Origin of the sequence: Fontisphaera persica, assembly GCF_024832785.1 — a bacterium.
GTDB lineage: Bacteria > Verrucomicrobiota > Verrucomicrobiia > Limisphaerales > Fontisphaeraceae > Fontisphaera > Fontisphaera persica.
In genome coordinates this window covers 1,748,045-1,766,970 of sequence record NZ_CP116615.1, presented here as the reverse complement: position 1 = coordinate 1,766,970, position 18,926 = coordinate 1,748,045, and the positions used below count along the sequence as shown (strand labels likewise).

The following is an 18,926-nucleotide window of genomic DNA, read 5'->3' as shown; positions in this document are numbered from 1 at the left end:
GTTGGTTTCCGTCTAGGCGTTGATCGGCAAGCTGGCTTGGGGAGCGGCCATAATCACCTTCACAACAGGCTTGGACTTTCCACCGGCACCCGATTCATGAGCAACGACGATTTGACAAGCCTTGCCGATCAGGTTGTCGATTTCGTAGCCATCCTCTGCTTCTTTGGCCGTGAATTGGCGACCCAAAAGAGTTTCGACGTCCTGTCGGAGCCGCGTGCCTTCATCGAGACTGAACGGCAGTTCTTTGATGACTTCCTCTTCGCAGCCGTCGATCTTGAAGCAGAGGCTGACTTTCGTGGCCTCGCTGCCGTTCATGCGGTATTTCGTGGAGGTGAGTTTGGCAAGGTAACTACCCTCAGCCAGAATTGCTTTCTGAATCTTCTTTGCTTTAGCTTTCATTATTTTCTTATGTTACTTGTGCTGCCCAGTGCCAGATGCGCACTCACGGTGGGCGGCGATAAGCCGGCTGGCGTTTCTGTTCTGGAGGACCTGAAGTGCCAGCTCATGCGCACACCGCCCCGATTCGCTCAACGCTGCAGCGCCACGGTCATCGTGCTTGTTGTCAGGCTGGTTTCGCATGTTTATTTCAGGTCACCGAGGAGCACCGCCCCTTATAGGTTTAATAGCTACAAGGGGCCTTGCGGCTTGCTACACCTGCCAGGACAAGGCCATCACCGGTGAATAGCAGCAGTCCCAGCTCGCCGTGATGGAGTCCTTGAGATGTTGAGCGAGACGGGGATGGACTGCCCTGATCGCCTCGATGGCCCGGGAAATCGCGTTGCCCACGCTTTTCCGGTTACGTTCCTCTTGATTGTTGAAGACGGCGTCGTGGTTACGAACCCTGCATTGCTGCACCATCCGCTCTGCCAGTGCGAGTTCTTCGAGGAGGGCTTGTGCCTCCGGCCCACGCCCATTAGCCCGGCGAGCCTCGGCATCGCCACGCAGCCTCTCGATGAGATTCTGAACCCAGCGGCGGTCCGGTTCTGGAAGGATTACCTGCCTGAAGTCCGAGTCCGGGGACACGAGACCTTCCTCGTAAACCAGACCGTCGATTTGTCCTTCGACCCCACCCTCTGCGCAACCAGGGTTGCTGAGTTCCTTGGCACTGACGCACTCATCAAACTCACCAGATTCCTGGAGGAGCAGTTGCGTGGCCGGGACGGGGACCAGCGGCCTTTCGGCCAGCAAGTGGCGGATATACCGCAGCCCCTTCAAGGAGCCACGGTAATGCGCCTGCGTTCCGTTGAAGACCAATTCCCATTGGTCCCCAACGCACCTGAACACGTTCTGTTCGTGCAGTGAACTTGGAGCGACAGCTTCGTGTTCAGAACCACCTGCGGGAGGCGCATGACCATTATTCATGGCCCACCTCCCCCGAAGTTTTGGCGAGGAATTCCTCTAAACTCTTGCGGGTAATCCGCAGGTGCCGGAGGGCGTTGGACGCCTTAAGCAACTCACGATCCACCAAGCGGTAGATCGTTTTTTCGGTGACCTTTAGTATCGCTGCCGTCTCATGGACTGTATAGACCAAGGTCGGCAGTTCATCGCGATTTCCTAGGGGCATAGATCCCTTTCTGGAAATCTCGTCAGGGGGACGCGATCAGCGTCGGAGCAGAGTGGCGGGTGCTTTTGACGGCCCCGGTCCTGCTTGGCTCATGCCATGCCCATGACAAGCCGCTCCCCACTGCCTCCCACTTGGAGGAAGTGTTGAGCGTCGTTTGTCACTACCGCATGGCCGCCTTTCGGGGCATCTCGCGGAAAAAGCCTGCTAACACAGTCAGCTAGACGATTCGGTTGCTACGACTACCTATTCGCCTGAAGCGGCTTTCGGAAGCAACCGAACTGGCGCGGACAATACCACGAAGCAAAGGGGTGTCAAGTGGTCACTTCCGGCTTCTTGGGAAAGACTGGGTAGATCATGACCCCCCCGTGGTTAAGATCAACGTGTTGAGTGCACGCCGCAAGGATGAGCTGCTGCACCTCCTCCGGAGGAGGTGCAGCAGCGGCGCGCCCCATCTGCTATCCTCCCGGCGTGCACACCACCTACTTTGAATTGTACCGTATGCGCACCCACCGCCATTGGTTGCGACAAAAACTCGTCGCCTTCGCCAAAACCCACGGCATCAAAGCCGCCGTCCGCGAGTTCGGCTGTTCCCGCAACACCGTCCGTAAATGGCTCCGACGCCACGTGCCCGGCAAGCCCTCCTCCCTCCAAGAACACAGCCGCCGCCCACGACGCTCCCCCCGCCGTATCCCCTCCGGCCTCGAAGGCCAAATCGTCAAACTCCGCCACCAAACCGGCTTCGGCGCCGAACGCCTCCAGCGCAGATCCGCCCTCCCCTGCAGCCACAACGCCATCGCCCGCGTCCTCCGCCAACACCATCTCCTCCGCCCACGCAAAAAGAAACCCGCCACCAAAAAACTCCTCCGCGCCCTCAAACGGAACTGGCCACTCTTCTCCCAACTCTCCGCCGATACCAAGTATTTACAGGACATTCCCCATTACTGGCCCCAAATGAACCGCCTCCACCTCCCCCGCTTCCAATACACCGTCCGCGAACCAGTCTCCGGCGCCTGCTTCACCGGCTACGCCGACGAACTCTCCAAATCCTACGCCACCCTCCTGGCCACACAACTCTCCGCCCACCTCGCCGCCCACGGCGTCAACCTCACCACCCTGGTCTGGCAAACCGACAACGGCAGTGAATTCCAAGTCAACCAACACCACCAAGGCCTCCCCGCCACCGTCCGCGCCCTCGGCTCCGACCACCGCTTCATCCCTCCCAAACGCTACACCTGGCAAAGCGACGTCGAAACCGTCCACCGCCTGGTCGAAGACGAATTCTTCGACCGCGAAACCTTCTCCAGCCCCCAAGACTTTTGGGCCAAAATCACCACCTACTGGCTGTACTTCAACCTCGTCCGCCCCAACCGCGGCAAAGAATGGCAAAGCCCACTCCAAATCCTCAACGCCAAGGCCCCAGCCCTCGCCGGGGCCCTAATCCACTGGCTCCCCTCAACCTCTCCCAACCCCACCATCCCGACTTGCCTCCACCCCTCCACCGGGGTCATGATCTCACCCAGCTTTCCCTTCACTTCCGGCTTCTGGAGGGGGATGACCGCCGGCTGGGATATCCATCGCAACCCCTGATGCGCCGGCCAAAGAACCAGCGGGGCTAGGTGGTCGCCAATTGTGCATTCGATCTAGATTTGGGCTTGAGGCTGAACGACACCTTCTGGGCCATGGCAGTGGAGTGGTGGTCGCGCAAATGACCGTACACCTTCATTGCCAGTGCACCACCGTCCTTGTGGCCCAACCAGCGCGAGACGGTGGGGATGTCTACACCGGATTCAATGCAACGGGTGGCAAATAGGTGGCGCAGGTCGTGATGGGTGATCCGTTGTATGCCGACCACTTTGGCAGCTCGGTCCATGGCTTTTTGACACTCCCGGACCTTCATCACAGCGTCTGCGGGTTGAATCTCGGTTCGCTCTGCCTTGATGCGTTCCAGAAGCGTCTTCATCTCCGGAATCATCGGCACGATTCGAGGCTCACCATTCTTGGTGATTCTCACGCGAATTTGCCCACGATCAAAATCGCAATCGGCCCATGTAATGTTGGCTCCTTCAGTTTTGCGGAACCCCCCGTAAGCAAGGAATTGAACCAGATCGGCGCACTCCTGACTGCACCATGCCCCAGCCTGCGTGATGGCTTCCGCAAACCTGAGAAATTCCTCTGGCTCCGGGAGGCTCAAAGCCTTCTGCTGAATCCTGCGCTTTGAAATGTGCTGCGCGGGATTGCCGGAGCGCGCTCCCTTCTCTATGGCAATGTCGAGCACCATGCGAAGTGTGCCGACGGTGTTGTTGTAAACCGACGGGCTGTAGTCCGCAGCGAAGCGCTTCGCCCACGCGAGGCAATCGTCTTTGGAAATCTTGCTCACGTTGGTCTGTTCCAAGCTGGGCCACGATTTCAGAAGGGAGATGATCGTTTTCCGGCGATAAACTTTTGCACCCTCCTTGAGGTCTGGATCAGCATCGAGTCTGTGCCGGAAAACTTGGAGAGCATCGGCAAAGGTCATCCTGCCCGCCTTCACCGCAAGATCACTCCCGGTCTCCTCTCGCTTCTCCTTGATCTTGTCGGCGAGGCGGAGTTTGGCCACGCTGAGAACGTCGGTTTTAAGGCTTTGCCAATGGAGCTTGCCGTTGATCCTGGCTCTGAGGTAGAATACGCCGGATGGAACGTAACGAATCAGGTTGCTGTGTTGAGTTGGTTGCCAGTCTGACTTCTGGCGATCCGGCTCAACCTGGCGTTTGCGCTGTTTCATGCCGGAAGTATAGAAACCGAGTATTGAACGCCTGTCAACAGCCTGTTTTTGTAGTCGTATTATCTTGTAAATCAATTTGATGGGCCCATAGCTCAGGGGTTAGAGCAGGCGACTCATAATCGCTTGGTCGGGGGTTCAAATCCCTCTGGGCCCACCATCTTTTTCGACATGGATGCCTCGCCGGGAGGAGGCAACTTGCGTCATGGCTCGCCAAAAAGTAGTTTGAAATAAACAAGAATTGGCTTGATTTTTTCGGTAAAAAATTATACGCATGCATACCGTGAAATGATTCATTTGCCTTGGCCTGGACCGCGAAGGTGAATGTTTCTTAGACGCAGCGTCTCGTCGAAGCCGTTTTTTGCGGGCTGGTGCTCGTATATGACCGGATCGGCGCAGTTGGCTGGCAGTATCAGACGAGCATGCGATGGGGTTTGGAATTGCTGGAGCCACGAGTTCTCCTGTCGGCAGATTTGCCAGGGGCGGCGGAGCCAGGGTTGTGGACGCAGGCATCGGACTATCCCGGTTGGCAGGCGAGCGAGGAGGTCATGCTTTTTCCCCAGGAAGCTGCCGAGTCGGCGGCCATTTCCGCATCCCTTCTGCCCGAGGGTGAGCCGCTGGTTTCTCCCGATGCCAATGGCGGCCAGCCGGATTTGGTAGTGACTTCCGCCACGGTGCCGGCGAATGGTTTTGTGCATAGTGTGCCGGTGCAATTCACGATTACCAACCAGGGCAACGCGGCGATTGCAGAAACCACCCTTCTAAGCCGTGTTTACCTGACCAAGACCGCCGCTTTTGACCCCTCCAACTACAATTGGGACGATCTATTAGGGCAAAAGTTAGCACGCTATGATTTGCCGGGAGGTTCCTTGGCGCCAGGGGGCAGCTTCACCGTCCAAACGTGGGTTAATCCCGAAGAATATCGCTGGGACACGGCCGTGGGCACGGCCTATGTGCACATCGTGGCCGACTCAGAGAATTTCATCGTTGAATCCAACGAAACTAACAATCAGCATCTGGCTCAGACCATTCAACTGCGCAAAGCGTTGATTGACCTGAATCCCACGGGTTTATCACCGCCGGCCACGGGAATTGCGGGTTCACCCGTTAACGTACCTATTACGGTTCAAAACTTGGGCACTGACGAGGCCACGGGCGTGGGAGGGGTAATATATGCGCAAGTTTACCTGTCGCTAAATAATACCCTCGAATTGGAGGGAGATAACCCCGACACCGCGTTGGGGGCTTTGCCCATCAATAATCTGGCGCCGATTCCGGCGGGTGGTTCACGCAATGGCACCTTGGTTTTCGGCATCAGCGCATGGGATAATGTGCAACTGGGCACTGACTATTACCTCATCGTGGTGGTCAATGGCTCAGGCATGATGTCCTATGGCACGACGCAGCCGGAAACCGAAAAAACCAACAACACGGTGGTCTCCTCCACCACGATCCGGTTTGGGCCGGCCCAGGCTGATTTGACCATGGTATCGGCCAGTGCGGGAGGTCTGACTTCGGCGCAGGCCGGTCAGACCATTACGGTGTCGTACACCGTGCGCAATATTGGCACAGCCGCCGCCGGTTTACCGCGGGTCATGGAATGGCAGGAAAACTGGATGGATGCCATCTACGTCTCCGATGACAACGTTTATGATAGCTCCGACACTCAAGTTCAGGGCGCCTGGGAGATGATGCGGTACCGCGACGTTTTGGGAGCGGGACAGCAATATAGCCGTGAGCAGATTCAAATCACGCTTCCGGCTCGGGGCGGGCAATTTCTCATTTTCCGGACCGACTCCTGGGATGCTCAGCCAGAAACCAACGAAACCAATAATTCCCTGGCGATCCCCCTTCAGGTCAACTTCACCCCGCCTGACCTCCAAATTACCAATGCCCAAATCACGGCGGGCACTGTTGGGCCGGGCCAGAATATTGAAATATCCTGGACGCTGCGAAACAGCGGCGGAGACATCAACACCACGTTTAACGATGCTTTTTATCTTTCCAACGATGCGACATGGGACCCCAATACGGACCTGTACCTGACCAATTATTTTCAGGGGCAAAGCCTGGCCAACAACCAAACCCGCACTTATAGCACAACGCTATATATTCCCACCGATGCCACGGGCAGCTACCTGTTGGTGGTCACGGATCGTTATAATGAACTGACGGAGACTAGTGAAAACAACAACGTCTATGCCCTCCCCATCCAACTGGCGTCCGCGGACTTGGTGGTTCAATTGGTGAGTGTGACCCCTGTCGTCATCAGCGGCAATTCTTTCACCATCAATTATACCGTGCGCAATCAGGGCACAGGCGCAACTTCTGCAAGTGCTTGGAATGACGCAGTTTATATCAGCGCTGACAATCTATTGGATGTCTCCAGTGATATTTGGGTCGGCTCAGTTTATGTCGCTTCCTGGAACACTACCCTGCCTTTGGCGGCCAACGGCACCTATAGCAAAGAAGCCACCTTTAACCTGCCTGCGGGCGCTCCTTCCGGTTTGATTTATGTCTTTGTGGTGACGGATGCCAATAATGCTCAGGCAGAGACCGACAACAACAACAACAATCTAAGCACAACGGCCACCATAGGGTCGGGGGATTTGTCGGTATCGGCCGCCAATGTAGCACTGGCCCCTCGTCAGGCTGGCAGTTTGGAGGCTTATAGCTGGTATGGCGTGAATCCTAACCAGCCATTTTCATTTAAGCTGGCTGAGCCGGTTTCTTTACAAAGTATTACCACGTTGCATCGAGGCGCCGCTCCATCCAGTGTCACTTTGACCTTGCGCAATCAGGCCGGAGCGGTGATTGGCTCATGGGCAGCATCCCAGGATGGGGGCAACCCAAACCTGTGGCGGGTGGAGGGGCTGAATGTCAATCTGACGGCGGGGGAATACACCATTCAGGACAGCGAGACCACCACTTGGGTGGCCAATCCCGGCGGTCAAGGCATGGGATTGGTGACCTTTCTGCCGACCCGCCAATCAACCTCTCCCTTGCAGGTGATATTGGGCGAGTCCCTGGCAGTGACGTGGACAGTGGCCAATCAAACCTCGGATGCCATTACCACCGCGAGCTGGTCAGACGGCTGGTATTTGTCCACTGATGCTGTTTATGACGCGGGTGATGTGTTGCTGAGTTCATTTGCGCGCACCGGCGGTTTGGGTGCCAATGCCAGTTACACCGGGTCAGGGCGCTTTACTTTTACCGCGTCGGCAACAGGTGCCTATTATTTGATATTGGTGACAGATAGTGGCCGAGAGGTCCGCGAGGTGAATGATAGCAACAACGCGGGCGTGGCCATCCCCATCCAGGCCATTATGCCCGACTTGCGGCCAACGGCTTTAACGGTGCCCTCCACCATCATACTGGGCGGGGGGGTGGAGGTGCGATGGACTGCCCTTAATGAAGGAACCGCCCCTATTTGGGACTATTGGTTCGACGGACTTTATTTCTCCATCAATGACCAATGGGACAGCAACGACGAGTTTATCGGCTCTTACTCCAGTGAGAATTGGACGCCCTTGGCTGTAGGCGGCTCGTACGAAGTTACTCAAACTTTCACGGGCGGCACTTCACTGCCCATAGGAGCAGGCTATGTCATTCTCAAGGTCAATCAATCAACTTATTATGGGTTTCCCGAAAGTGACTTGACGGACAATTATCTGGTGCGCCCGGTGACGGTGGTCGCCCCGGATTTGGCGGTAACCCGCACAGTGGCCCCCAGCACTGTGGCGTGGGGACAAAATTTGCAGCTCCGGATGGAAGTCACCAATCTGGGAGCGCATCCGGCGCAGGCAAGTTGGTATGACGCTGTGATTCTCTCGCAAAATGCCACCTACGAGTCAGCGCAGGATATCATTCTGGCCAATCTGTGGCGTGGAGGGGGAATAGCTGCCGGAGCCACCTATGAGGCGGTCTTCAATTTGGTATTCAGCCGGAAAACAAGTGGCAGCTATTACCTGCTTTTCTTCACGGATTTTTACAACTACCAAGGGGAAACCACCCATGCCAATAACTTGGTGGCAGTGCCGGTGAACATTTTGCCGGGGCCGGACCTTGCCGTCACGGAGACGCAAGGCCCGGCCAGCGGCTCCCCCGAGGGTTTAATTGAAGTGGGCTGGACGGTGACCAACACCGGCGGGCCAGCCGGGGGCGCATGGCAGGACATAGTTTATCTCTCCGCCAATTCCGTTAATAGGTTTATGGGATGGGCGGATATCCGGGCGGGTGGCTGGCGAACCGGGCAGGGGGCCATGTTGCTGTCGTCTTATGGGGGATACATAAGCACCGACTTGAACCTCAACCAAAGCACGGCGGGCAGCGGAGTGACCTTTGAATTATGGGTGTTCCCTTATAACACCAACAATCAGAGCACGGCTTTGTTAAGCACCAACAGAGACACCTCCACCAACTATTGGTCCTTGATGCAAACCGGCCCCACGTGGTCGTTGTGCAATGGCGCTCAGGAAATTGACACGGGTTTGCCGGTTCTGGTGGGGCAGTGGCAGCACCTGGCGGCGGTATTCGATCCGGCCAATGGCGTAAAGTTGTATCACAGCGCCGTGGCCGAGCCTTTTGTGTCCAGCCAGATTGATTTTACCAATCAGGATGTCGCAGTGACCTTGGCCGCCAATCAATACGGCTACCAAATCTTTGACGGACTCATAGATGAAGTACGGGTATGGAGCGGTGTGCGCAGCGCGGCGCAGATTGCGGCCCAGCGCAACGCGGTGTTGAACAGCGGCGAAGCAGGGTTGGTGGGATATTGGCGGTTTGAGGAGACCGGTGGGCTGGTGGTGCAGGATGCCAGCGGGCAGGCCAACCACGGCACGCTGGTGATTCAGAATGGCTATGCGCCGGCGCGCGTGCGCGGACGGGCCGATGGTTACTCCGTCACCACTTATATGCAGTTGCCCAGCGGAGCGGCGGCCGGGGCTTATCAACTTCTGTTTATGACGGATGGTTATAACAGCCAGCCGGAGACCAACGAAGACAACAACGAAGCCAGCCGTCCTCTCGCCATCGAATCGGCAGATTTGGCGCCGCAAATTCTTTCCGCTCCGGCCACGGCGGCTGGCGGCCAAACCATCCCGCTGAGCTGGCGCGTGACTAATTCCGGCAGCGGCGCGGCCAATGCCATGTATTGGGATGACCGGGTGTTCCTATCAAATGACAATCAATGGGATGCCAGCGACATGGAGCTATATACCCATTACCGGGATAACACCGGCGGCTTGGGCACCGGGGCAGCCTACACGGTGAACGTTAACGTCACCCTGCCGGGCAACGCCGCCGGGGCCAAATACCTGTTGGTGGTGACTGATTATTACAATTATCAGGGCGAGACCAATGAAGCCAACAACACAGCAGCGGTGGCCATCGTGTTGAATGCGCCGGATTTGGTCATCCCCGCCACGGGTGCAGACGCTCCTGTGACGCCAGCGCGGGCGGTTTTGGGCGACACGATAAGTCTAAGCTGGACGGTACAAAACATGGGCGCATACCCGACGCAGGTTTCCTGGTATGACCAGGTTTACCTTTCGTCCAACGCCACGCTGGACGAAGCCGATGTGCTGCTTGGCTCCTTCTGGCAGGCATCCACCCTGGCCGCCGGACAGAAAGCGGCCCGCACCGGCTCGGTGTTCCTGCCGGAAACCACCCTAATCGGGCCGGGCAAGTATTTGTTGTTGGTTGCTGACGGCGGGCGGCACCAGGGCGAGACGAATGAGAGCAACAATGTAACCGCGGTGGCAATTGAAATTGCCGCGCCGGATTTGACGGTGGGCAACCTGAACGCGCCAGCCACGGCGGCCTTGGGGCAGACCGTTGAAGTAAGTTGGACGGTCACTAGCGCGAATGAGGCGGCGCGGGCCGACTGGTACGACTATATATATTTCAGCGCCAATAACCAGTTGGATGCCTCCGACACCCGCCTGTTATCGGTATGGACAGGCGACCAGTCGCCGCTGGCGGCTGGCCAGAACTACACCTTGAGCCGTAATGTGACCTTGCCGGCCACGACCAGCGGTACCTTTTATTTGCTGGTGGTGGTGGATGGATCGCGGAACCAGGGTGAGACGAATGAAAATAACAACGTGGCGGTGGCGGCTATCACCCTGGTGGCGCCGGATCTGGCAGCAGAGCGTGCCACGGTGCCCGCCACGCTCATCAGCGGGCAGGAATTTCAGTTGTCTTATCGCGTGGCCAACGTCGGTGGCGCCCCGGCGCTGGCGGGTTGGCAAGATGCCCTCTATCTCTCAACCGACGCGGTCTTCCAAGCCGGCACCGATGTGCTCATCGAGCAGTGGAGCGCCGCCGAGCGGGTGCCGCTGGCGGCGGGGGCCAATTACAGCGCCATTCGCACCGTCCGGCTGCCCGGAGTGGCGGCGGGAACGTATTATTTCATCCTGGTGACCGATGCCACCGCCACGCAGGGCGAGTCCAACGAAAACAACAATGCGCACGCCAGCGAGCCGGTAACCATCAGCGTGCCCGATTTGACCGTGACCGCGGTGACCGTGCCGGCCAGCGCCTCGCCCAACCAGACCATTACCGTGAGTTGGACGGTGGTCAACACGGGTCAGGTGGCTGCGCCGGCGGATTGGTGGGATGGGATTTACCTGAGCACGGATGCTGAGTGGGACACCAGCGACACGCGGCTGGCGCAGCGCGACATGGCGGCACTGACACCGCTGGCGGCGGGGAGCACTTACACGGCTCAGGCGCAGGTGGCGCTGCCGGCGCTGCCGGTGGGGAACTATTACCTCATCCTTCGCGTGGATGACACCGGACAGCAGGGCGAAAGCAACGAAACCAATAATACCCGGGCCTCCGCGGCCATCCGCGTGGAAGCGCCGGACTTGCGCGTGACCAACGGCCAGGGGCCGGCCCAGGCGGCCGCGCAGCAGACCATCACCGTGAGCTGGACGGTTACCAACGCCGGGCCGGGTGTGGCCAGCGCGACGTGGCGCGACGGCCTGTACCTTTCCAACGACAACCGATTAACGGGGGACGATTTGCTGGTGACCTCCTACGACATGGCCAGCCAGTCGCCCGTGGCCGTCAACGGCAGCTATACGCGCACTGAACAGGCCACCCTGCCGGCGTCCGCCTCCGCTCTGCATCAATATTTGATTGTGGTGGTGGATGTGCAGCAGCAGCAGGGCGAGACGGATGAAACCAACAACTATTTCGCGATTCCCATCACTATTTTGCCCCCGCCGGACCTGCGGCTGACAGGCGCCACCTCTCCCGCTACGGCGGCCGTGGGGCAGTGGATTGAGGTGGCATGGACAGTCACCAACCAGTCCAACTCCACCGCCTTTGCGGACTGGGTGGACCGCGTTTATCTCTCGAACGACAACCAATGGAGCACGGATGATTTGCTGCTGGGGGCGGTGACCGTGGCGGCGCAAACGCCGCTGGCGGGCGGGGCCAATTACTCCTTGAGCGCCCAGGTGCGCCTCCCGATGAATGCGGTGGGCAGCAAATTCCTCATCATTCGGGTGGACGCGGATAATCAGCAGGTGGAGGCGGAGGAGACGACCAACAATATCGTCATAAGGCCCATCACCGTCACTGACCCGGATTTGGTGGTGACGGCTTCCACGACTCCCGCCACGGCCAGTTGGGGACAGCGGGTGACGATCTCGTGGACTGTCGCCAACCAGGGATCAGGGGCGGCCACAGGGGCTTGGGTGGACCGCGTCTATCTCTCCGCCGATGCCACCTTGGACCCGGCCGCGGATTTGCTGGTGTTGGAGCATTGGGCGGGCAACGCCGCCCTGGCGGCCGGGGCAAATTATGAGGTCACCCGCGAGGTCACCATGCCCAGCGGACTGACCGGCGAGGTGCGGTTTATCTTCGTCACCGACGCACGGCAGGAACAGGCGGAGTCCAATGAAAATAACAACGTGCGAGTGCACTCAAGCACGACCAGCTTCAACGCGGCGGACCTCGTGGTGAGCGCGGCCAACGCATCGGCGGTGGTGGCATGGGGTGAGCGCATTGCCCTGAGTTGGACTGTGACCAACACCGGCTCAGGGCAGGCGATGTCCTCGTGGTGGGATGCAGTCTATCTCTCGACGGACAACGTGCTGGACGCGGGAGACACAATTCTGGCATCCGCCTGGCGCGGCAGCGGCACGGCGCTCAATCCGGGGGCCGCTTACGAAGTGAATTTAAGCGCAGGCAATGTGGGCGCCATCCCCGCCGCCCTGGGTACGGGGGCGCGATTCCTGATTTTCCACACCGACACCGGCAACACTCAATTGGAAAGCAATAACAGCAACAACTCGCGGGTGGTGCCGGTGGAAGTGCGCGCGCCCAACCTGACGTTTGCCGCAGGCACGACGCTGCCAACGGCGCTGGAGTCCGGCAAGGCCGCCACTTTGACCTGGACGGTGCAGAATGCCGGCACGGGCCGGGCCACCACGGGGTGGGTGACGGTGGTGCTGCTTTCCACCGATGCCACACCCAGTGGAGATGATTTAATCCTGGGCACCTTCAGCCGGACCGACGTGCTGGAGGGTGGAGCGACGCTGCCCGATACTCGAACGGTGCAAATTCCCGGCGGCTTGACGGGCAGCCGGCACCTGCTGTTGGTGGTGGACCATTACCAGAATCAGCCGGAGAGCAACGAAAACGACAACCTCCTGGTGCAGGCCGTGACCTTGAGCGCGCCCGACCTGGCTTTGAGCAATGTGGTTATCCGCTCGAATAATGCCAATCCGCAGGTGTTTGCCAACGGCAACACCCTCACGGTGGAATGGGCCACCTCCAATCCGGGGAGTGCACCCGCTGACCGTACATGGAGCGAACGGGTGGTGCTGACCAAGGACGCATTCCTGGGCAACTTTGACGACATTCTGGTGGGGCACGTGACCCAGAGCGCCCCGCTGGCCGCCGATGCTTCGGTGCAGCGCAGTGTCAGCGTGCAACTCCCGTGGGGAATCGAGGGTGAATACACTCTGGTCATTCGCCTGGATGTTTGGAATGAGCAGCCGGAGGTGAACGAGAACAATAACCGCCACGACGCGGCCTTGACCATTGTCTATGCCACGCCGCCGGCCGATTTGGTGGTGGAAACGGTGGTGGGGCCGGAAACCGCCCTGACCGGCGCGGCCATTAACGTGAGCTGGCGCGTGGTCAACCAGGGAACGGCGGCCACCACTGCCTCGCGCTGGCAGGACCAGGTTTTCCTGTCAGCGGACGATACCTTCGGCAACGACTGGTTGTTGGGAACCTTTGAGCGGAATGGCGTCCTCGCCAGCGGGGCCAATTATGGACAGCAAGTGACGCTGAGCTTGCCCGAGGATTTGACCGCGGGGAGTTACTGGCTCTTTGTGCTGACCGATGCCGGCAACTGGCTGAATGAGCCGGGCGCGGAGAACAACAACACCACGCGCAGCCTGGGACCGCTGGCCGTCACGCTGGCGCCGGTGCCGGATTTGGTGGTGACTTCCGTTACCAGCGCGACCGCGGCGGTGGTGGGCCAGCCGGCAACGGTGACTTGGACGGTGCGCAACGACGGCGCGGCCGCCACAAGCCGTGCCTGGGTGGACCGCTTGTATCTTTCGAGCAATGGCCAGGTGCAGGGTGCGGCTTACCTGGGCGAGTTTGCGCGGCCCAATGACCTCGCGCCGGGCGCGGTGTACACCCTTGAGCGCACGGTGACTGTGCCGTTGCTGGCCGACGGAACCTATCAGTGGCTGGTGGTCACCGACGCTGCGGGGCAGGTGTTTGAGCGTGGCGGCGAGAATAACAACCAGGGCGTCTCAGCGGCGGTGACGTTGCTGCATCCAGATTTGGAGGTCACTGCCGTCTTCACGGTGGCGGCAGCCCAATCCGGCACGCAGATCACAGTGAACTGGACCACCCGTAACTCCGGCACTGGCGTGACCGGCGGCCAGTGGGTGGAGCGCATTTACTTGAGCCCGGACGCCACCCTCTCGGGCGAGGACATGCTGCTGGGCAGCCGGGAGCGCGTGGGGGCGTTGGCGGCCGGCGCCAGCTACAATGCCAGCCTGCCGGTGAGCCTGCCCAACGGCATCAGCGGCACTTTCTACCTGATGGTGCAGACCGACGCCACCGGGTTGGTTGCCGAAGGCCCGGTCTACGAAACCAACAACAACCGAGCCAGCAACACCGTGGCGGTGACCCTCGCCCCATTCACGGATTTGGCCGTCAGCGGCGTGTTGACCCAACCGCTGGTGGTGGGCGATCCGGCGGACTTAAGCGTCACCTGGACCGTGACCAACGTCAGCAGCCAGGTGGGGCCGGTGGATACCTGGGTGGACCGCGTGGTGCTGTCGCGCAACACCGTTTTGGGAGACCAGGACGATTTGGTGATTGGCGAGTTCACGCATGTGGGCCTCATGCCGGCGGGGACTTCGTACACGCGCACGCAAATCATGACCCTCCCACCGGCCACCGATGGCCGTTTCACCCTGTTTGTGGTGACGGATGCCACCGATGCCGTTTATGAACACACCAACACCGGCCCCAACAGCGCCAGTCCAGGACACGTGGTGGACATCGTGCCGCGGCCGTATGCCGACCTGCGTGTGACCAGCGTCAACGTCAGCGTCGCGGATACCTCCGGCGGACCGCTGAACAATGGCGACACGGTCACGATTACTTGGACGGTCATCAACGCCGGCCCTGCCGACGGTGGCAACAGCATCGGTCAGACCAGTGTGCCGGAGTGGAATGACCAGGTCTGGCTGGCGCGCAATCCAGACGGCAGCGGGCCGCTCATCAGCCTGCGGAGCTTCAGTCGCGTGGGACACTTGGCGGTGGGCGCCAGTTATACCCGCACGGCTGAGGTGACCCTGCCGGCAGACGCCTCGGGTACTTATTACCTCGTCCTGCGCGCCAACCATAACAACAGTGTCTATGAATTCATTTACGGTGGCGCGGCGAACAACGCAGTATCGGCGGCCATCAACGTAACCTACGTCCCGCCGCCTTCAGTGGATTTGGAAGTCATTAATGTGGTGGTGCCCACGCTGCCCGTGCCCGATGGCGCGGCCATTGACGTGACGTGGACGGTGCGCAACAACCAGGTGGACGACGCCCTGGGCACGTGGACGGATGTCATTTATATCGCGCCCAACGGCAATCTGGCGCAGCGGATAGAAATCGGGCGCTTCACCCTCACGCAAGGGCTGGGCGCAGGCCGCAGTTATACCCGCACGGAGAACTTCCGCCTGCCGCAGCATATTTCAGGCGTCTATCAGGTTTTTGTTCATGCCGATGCGCGCAATGAAGTCCTGGAGACCAATGAAAACAACAACGCGGACTATCTGGAACCGCTCACCGTGCAGTTGCGCCCCCGGCCAGACTTGCAGGTGACCACCCTGACTGTGCCCGAAACCGTCACCGCGGGGGCGGTGATTGATGTGGAGTGGGTGGTCAGCAACCTCGGCACTGTGGCCACGCCTACCGGCGGCAGCCGGTGGTTTGATGGCGTTTACCTTTCGCTCAACAACACTTGGGATGGCGGCGACTGGCTGCTGGCATGGGTGCAAAACGGCTCCGCCCTCGGGCCGGCCGAGCAATACCGCAGCTCTGGGGCCTATCGCCTGCCGGCGGCGGTCGGCGGGCCAATGTACATCCTGGTGGCGGTGGATGCCGGCGGGGCGGTGGATGAATTCCCGAACGAGGGTAACAATGTGTTGGCGCGCCCGGTGTTTGTGGATGTGACCCCGGTGCCGCCGCCGGATTTGGTGGTGTCCGACGTGGCGGGGCCCACCGAGGCATTTGACGGCACCACCATCACCGTGACCTACCGGGTAACCAACCGCGGCGCCGGGGTAACCTACCCGGCGGCGTGGATGGATGCGTTATGGCTTACCAATGACAAACGCCGTCCGGGCGGCGCGGAGGACATTCTGATTGGCACCGCCTGGCACACAGGCGCGTTGCAGGTGGGCCAAAGCTACGTCGGCACGATTACCGGCAGATTGCCCGAGCATTTCAGCGGGGTCTATGAGTTGATGGTTTACACCGACTCGTCGAATGCAGTTTATGAACTGACCTTTGATGTCAACCTCAACCCGGACGATCCCACGGCGCTGGACAACAACAACTTCAAGACAGCAGCTACTGGACCGATGACCGCGATTTACACGCCGCCAGCGGATTTGGAGGTGGTGGAAGTTCGCACGCCGCCCACGGCCGCGCGGGGCGAGCGCGTCACGGTCACGTGGACGGTCAAGAATAACGGCGCCAACGCCACGGACCTCGACCGCTGGGCGGATGCCATTTACCTCTCCACGGACCCCGTGCTGCATGACAACCAGGGCGAGCAATGGCTGGCGTTTGGCTTGTTGCATGAGGGCCGGCTGGACCGCGGCCAGAGTTACACCCAGACGGCCACGTTCACCCTGCCGCCCGGCCTGGATGCCGCCTATATTATTGTGGAGACCAACGTTGAACCGAGGAAAATCCTGACCGAGGAAGTGCTGCTGTTGCGAGAAATGGCCGAGCTGAGCGCGCGCATCAATGAGCGCATCGGCGATGTGAACAACATGAGTCCTGCGGAAATCAATGCCCGCCTGGACGCCCTGACACTAAATGACATCAAGTACATCCTCTGGGGGGACAAGAAGGTGGAAAAAGTGTGGGAAGGGCCGTTCACGAATAATAACACGCGCCCGGCAGCCTGTGCGGTGCTGGGTAGTTGGGCCGATTTGGCGGTGACCCGGGTCACCGTGCCGGCCAGCGCCTTTTCCGGTGAGGACCTGACCATTCAATGGACGGTGACCAATGTGGGCAGTGCGCCGGTATATCGGGGCACGGAGCGCTGGCTGGATTATGTATATCTTAGCCCGGACGCCTCGTTCATCTTCAACCGCGCCACCGCGTTGGGCAGTGTGGTGCACACGCAGACCGCCACCGGTCTTTTGCAGCCCGGCGAGAGCTACACGGTGACCCACACCTTTACCCTGCCGCCGGGCGTTAGCGGACGGCAGTTCATTTATGTGTTCAGCGACCGGGATCCCCACAAGGAATCTCCGGACTACCTGTGGGGTGCCGTGCCGATAGACGCCCTGATGGCGACGGACTTGCAATTCCCAGATTGGCCGTCCTTCATTCAGGATCGCGTTTGGGAAGGGCCGCCTGACAACAAGCGGAACAATGTGGCCTCCGCCCAGACGACCGTGACCTTCCGGGAGCCTGACCTCCGGGTCTTGCCCGGCTCCCTGGTTATTCCGTCTGCGGCGAATTCTGGACAGACCATTGACATCCGGTGGACCGTGGAAAACGCCGGCACCCGGGCCACCCGTGTGGATTTCTGGACGGACCGGGTATATATCTCCACCGATGCTTCTTTGGACCGCTACGATCTATTGATTGGCGAATTCCGCCGCCGGGAAGTGCTCGAACCAGGCGCGACTTACACGGTCAACACCACGGTGCGATTGCCCGATGACATCCAGGGCCAATTTTATATTTTGGTTTATGTGGACTCGCCCTATGGTCCGGACCGTAATCTCTCCCGCGCCCTGCCATATCCCACCGCCACCGGCGCCACCCGAATTGAGGGGCCATTGCCTGCCACCGAATGGAACCTGATGGCCAATGTCAAGGAATTCCACCTGGAGGCCAACAACATCACCGCCACGCCGGTTCAGGTGACGCTCGTCAACCTGCCGGATTTGCAAGTCACTCAAGTGAACTTCAATGGCGGGCCGGATGCCGAGGCGGGGCACGCCATCACCGGCCGGCAATTCACCGTCACTTACACGGTCACCAACCTGGGCAACGGCGCGGTGCCCGACCGCCAGGGCACGTGGACCGATAATGTTTATTTGTCACGCGACAAATTCCTGGATGTGCGCAGTGACCATTTCCTGGGCAGCATGGAACATACCGGTGTGCTGAACGTTAACGGCACGTACACCGTAACCACCACTTTCTTCGTGCCACGTGGTTTGCTGGGCCCCTATTACGTCATGGTCCTGACCGATGTCACCGGCGGCTCAAGACCCTATGGCATCGTGTATGAGGGGGCCAATGAGGCCAATAACAGCAGCGCCAGCGCCATCCCCATGATCATTGATCTGGCACCGCCCACGGATCTGGTGGTGGACGAAGTCACCATCCCCGCCACCGGCGCCGCCAGCCAGCCGGTCACCATTACCTACACCGTGCGCAACGCGACGACCAACAATGAGCGCGCCAAGGGTTACTGGGCGGATGCGCTTTATCTTTCGGACGACGCCGTTTGGGATTTGGGCGATAAGCTGATTGGGCGGGTGGAACTGGAACCGGTGCCTGGTCAGCCCGGCCAGTTCCGGCCCATCTACCGTGACCTGGCGCCGGGGCAGACTTACACCGGTACCCTGACCGCCCTGCTGCCGGCGGTGCTGCCGGGGCAGTATCGCGTCATTGTGCGCACGGACATCTTTGACGACATCTACGAGGCGCAAAATAACGCGAACAACCGCCGCGCCAGCAGCGATGCCATGGCCGTAACCGTGCCACGGCTGCAATTTGGGATGCCGGCCATCGGCACGGTTGCCGCCGGCCAGGAGCTGTTATTCGAAATCGAGGCGCCGTATGGGGAAACTTTGGAGGTCAACCTGG

Annotated in this window: 6 protein-coding genes and 1 tRNA gene (1 of these 7 cut by a window edge); 3 read left to right on the top strand and 4 right to left on the bottom strand. The window is 59.7% G+C overall.

All coding sequences use genetic code 11. The features are described from left to right. Window positions 1-12 precede the first annotated feature (12 nt). From NXS98_RS06080 to NXS98_RS06070, 3 genes are all read right to left on the bottom strand, one after another. Window positions 13-399, bottom strand: coding sequence for a hypothetical protein (locus NXS98_RS06080; protein WP_283847582.1), 387 nt, complete (start codon window positions 397-399; stop codon window positions 13-15). Window positions 400-648: 249 nt separating this feature from the next. After that, window positions 649-1,362 (bottom strand): hypothetical protein, encoded by a 714-nt coding sequence (locus NXS98_RS06075; RefSeq protein WP_283847581.1) that lies wholly within the window; start codon window positions 1,360-1,362, stop codon window positions 649-651. Next, window positions 1,355-1,564 carry a helix-turn-helix domain-containing protein gene (locus NXS98_RS06070; RefSeq protein WP_283847580.1) on the bottom strand — a complete coding sequence of 70 codons (210 nt, stop codon included), beginning with the start codon at window positions 1,562-1,564 and terminating at the stop codon, window positions 1,355-1,357. The genes NXS98_RS06075 and NXS98_RS06070 overlap by 8 nt, the downstream gene beginning before the upstream one ends. Window positions 1,565-2,032: 468 nt before the next feature. Here NXS98_RS06070 and NXS98_RS06065 point away from each other — a divergent pair, with 468 nt between their 5' ends. After that, a complete protein-coding gene (locus NXS98_RS06065; protein ID WP_283847579.1) occupies window positions 2,033-3,151 on the top strand; it encodes a helix-turn-helix domain-containing protein in 1,119 nt (372 codons plus the stop codon). A 25-nt stretch (window positions 3,152-3,176) separates the two neighbouring features. On the opposite strand, the gene NXS98_RS06060 is transcribed toward NXS98_RS06065, so the two are convergent. Further along, window positions 3,177-4,325 carry a tyrosine-type recombinase/integrase gene (locus tag NXS98_RS06060; protein WP_283847578.1) on the bottom strand — a complete coding sequence of 383 codons (1,149 nt, stop codon included), beginning with the start codon at window positions 4,323-4,325 and terminating at the stop codon, window positions 3,177-3,179. A gap of 81 nt (window positions 4,326-4,406) precedes the next feature. Between NXS98_RS06060 and NXS98_RS06055 the strand changes: the two genes are divergently transcribed. Then, window positions 4,407-4,482 (top strand) — tRNA-Ile (locus NXS98_RS06055). Between the two features lie 262 nt (window positions 4,483-4,744). Then, a protein-coding gene (locus NXS98_RS06050) for a CARDB domain-containing protein (protein ID WP_283847576.1) crosses the window boundary here: on the top strand, window positions 4,745-18,926 show its 5' end (the start). The gene runs 15,836 nt beyond the window's last position; the window shows 14,182 of its 30,018 coding nt (coding positions 1-14,182); the start codon lies at window positions 4,745-4,747; its stop codon lies beyond the right edge, outside the window.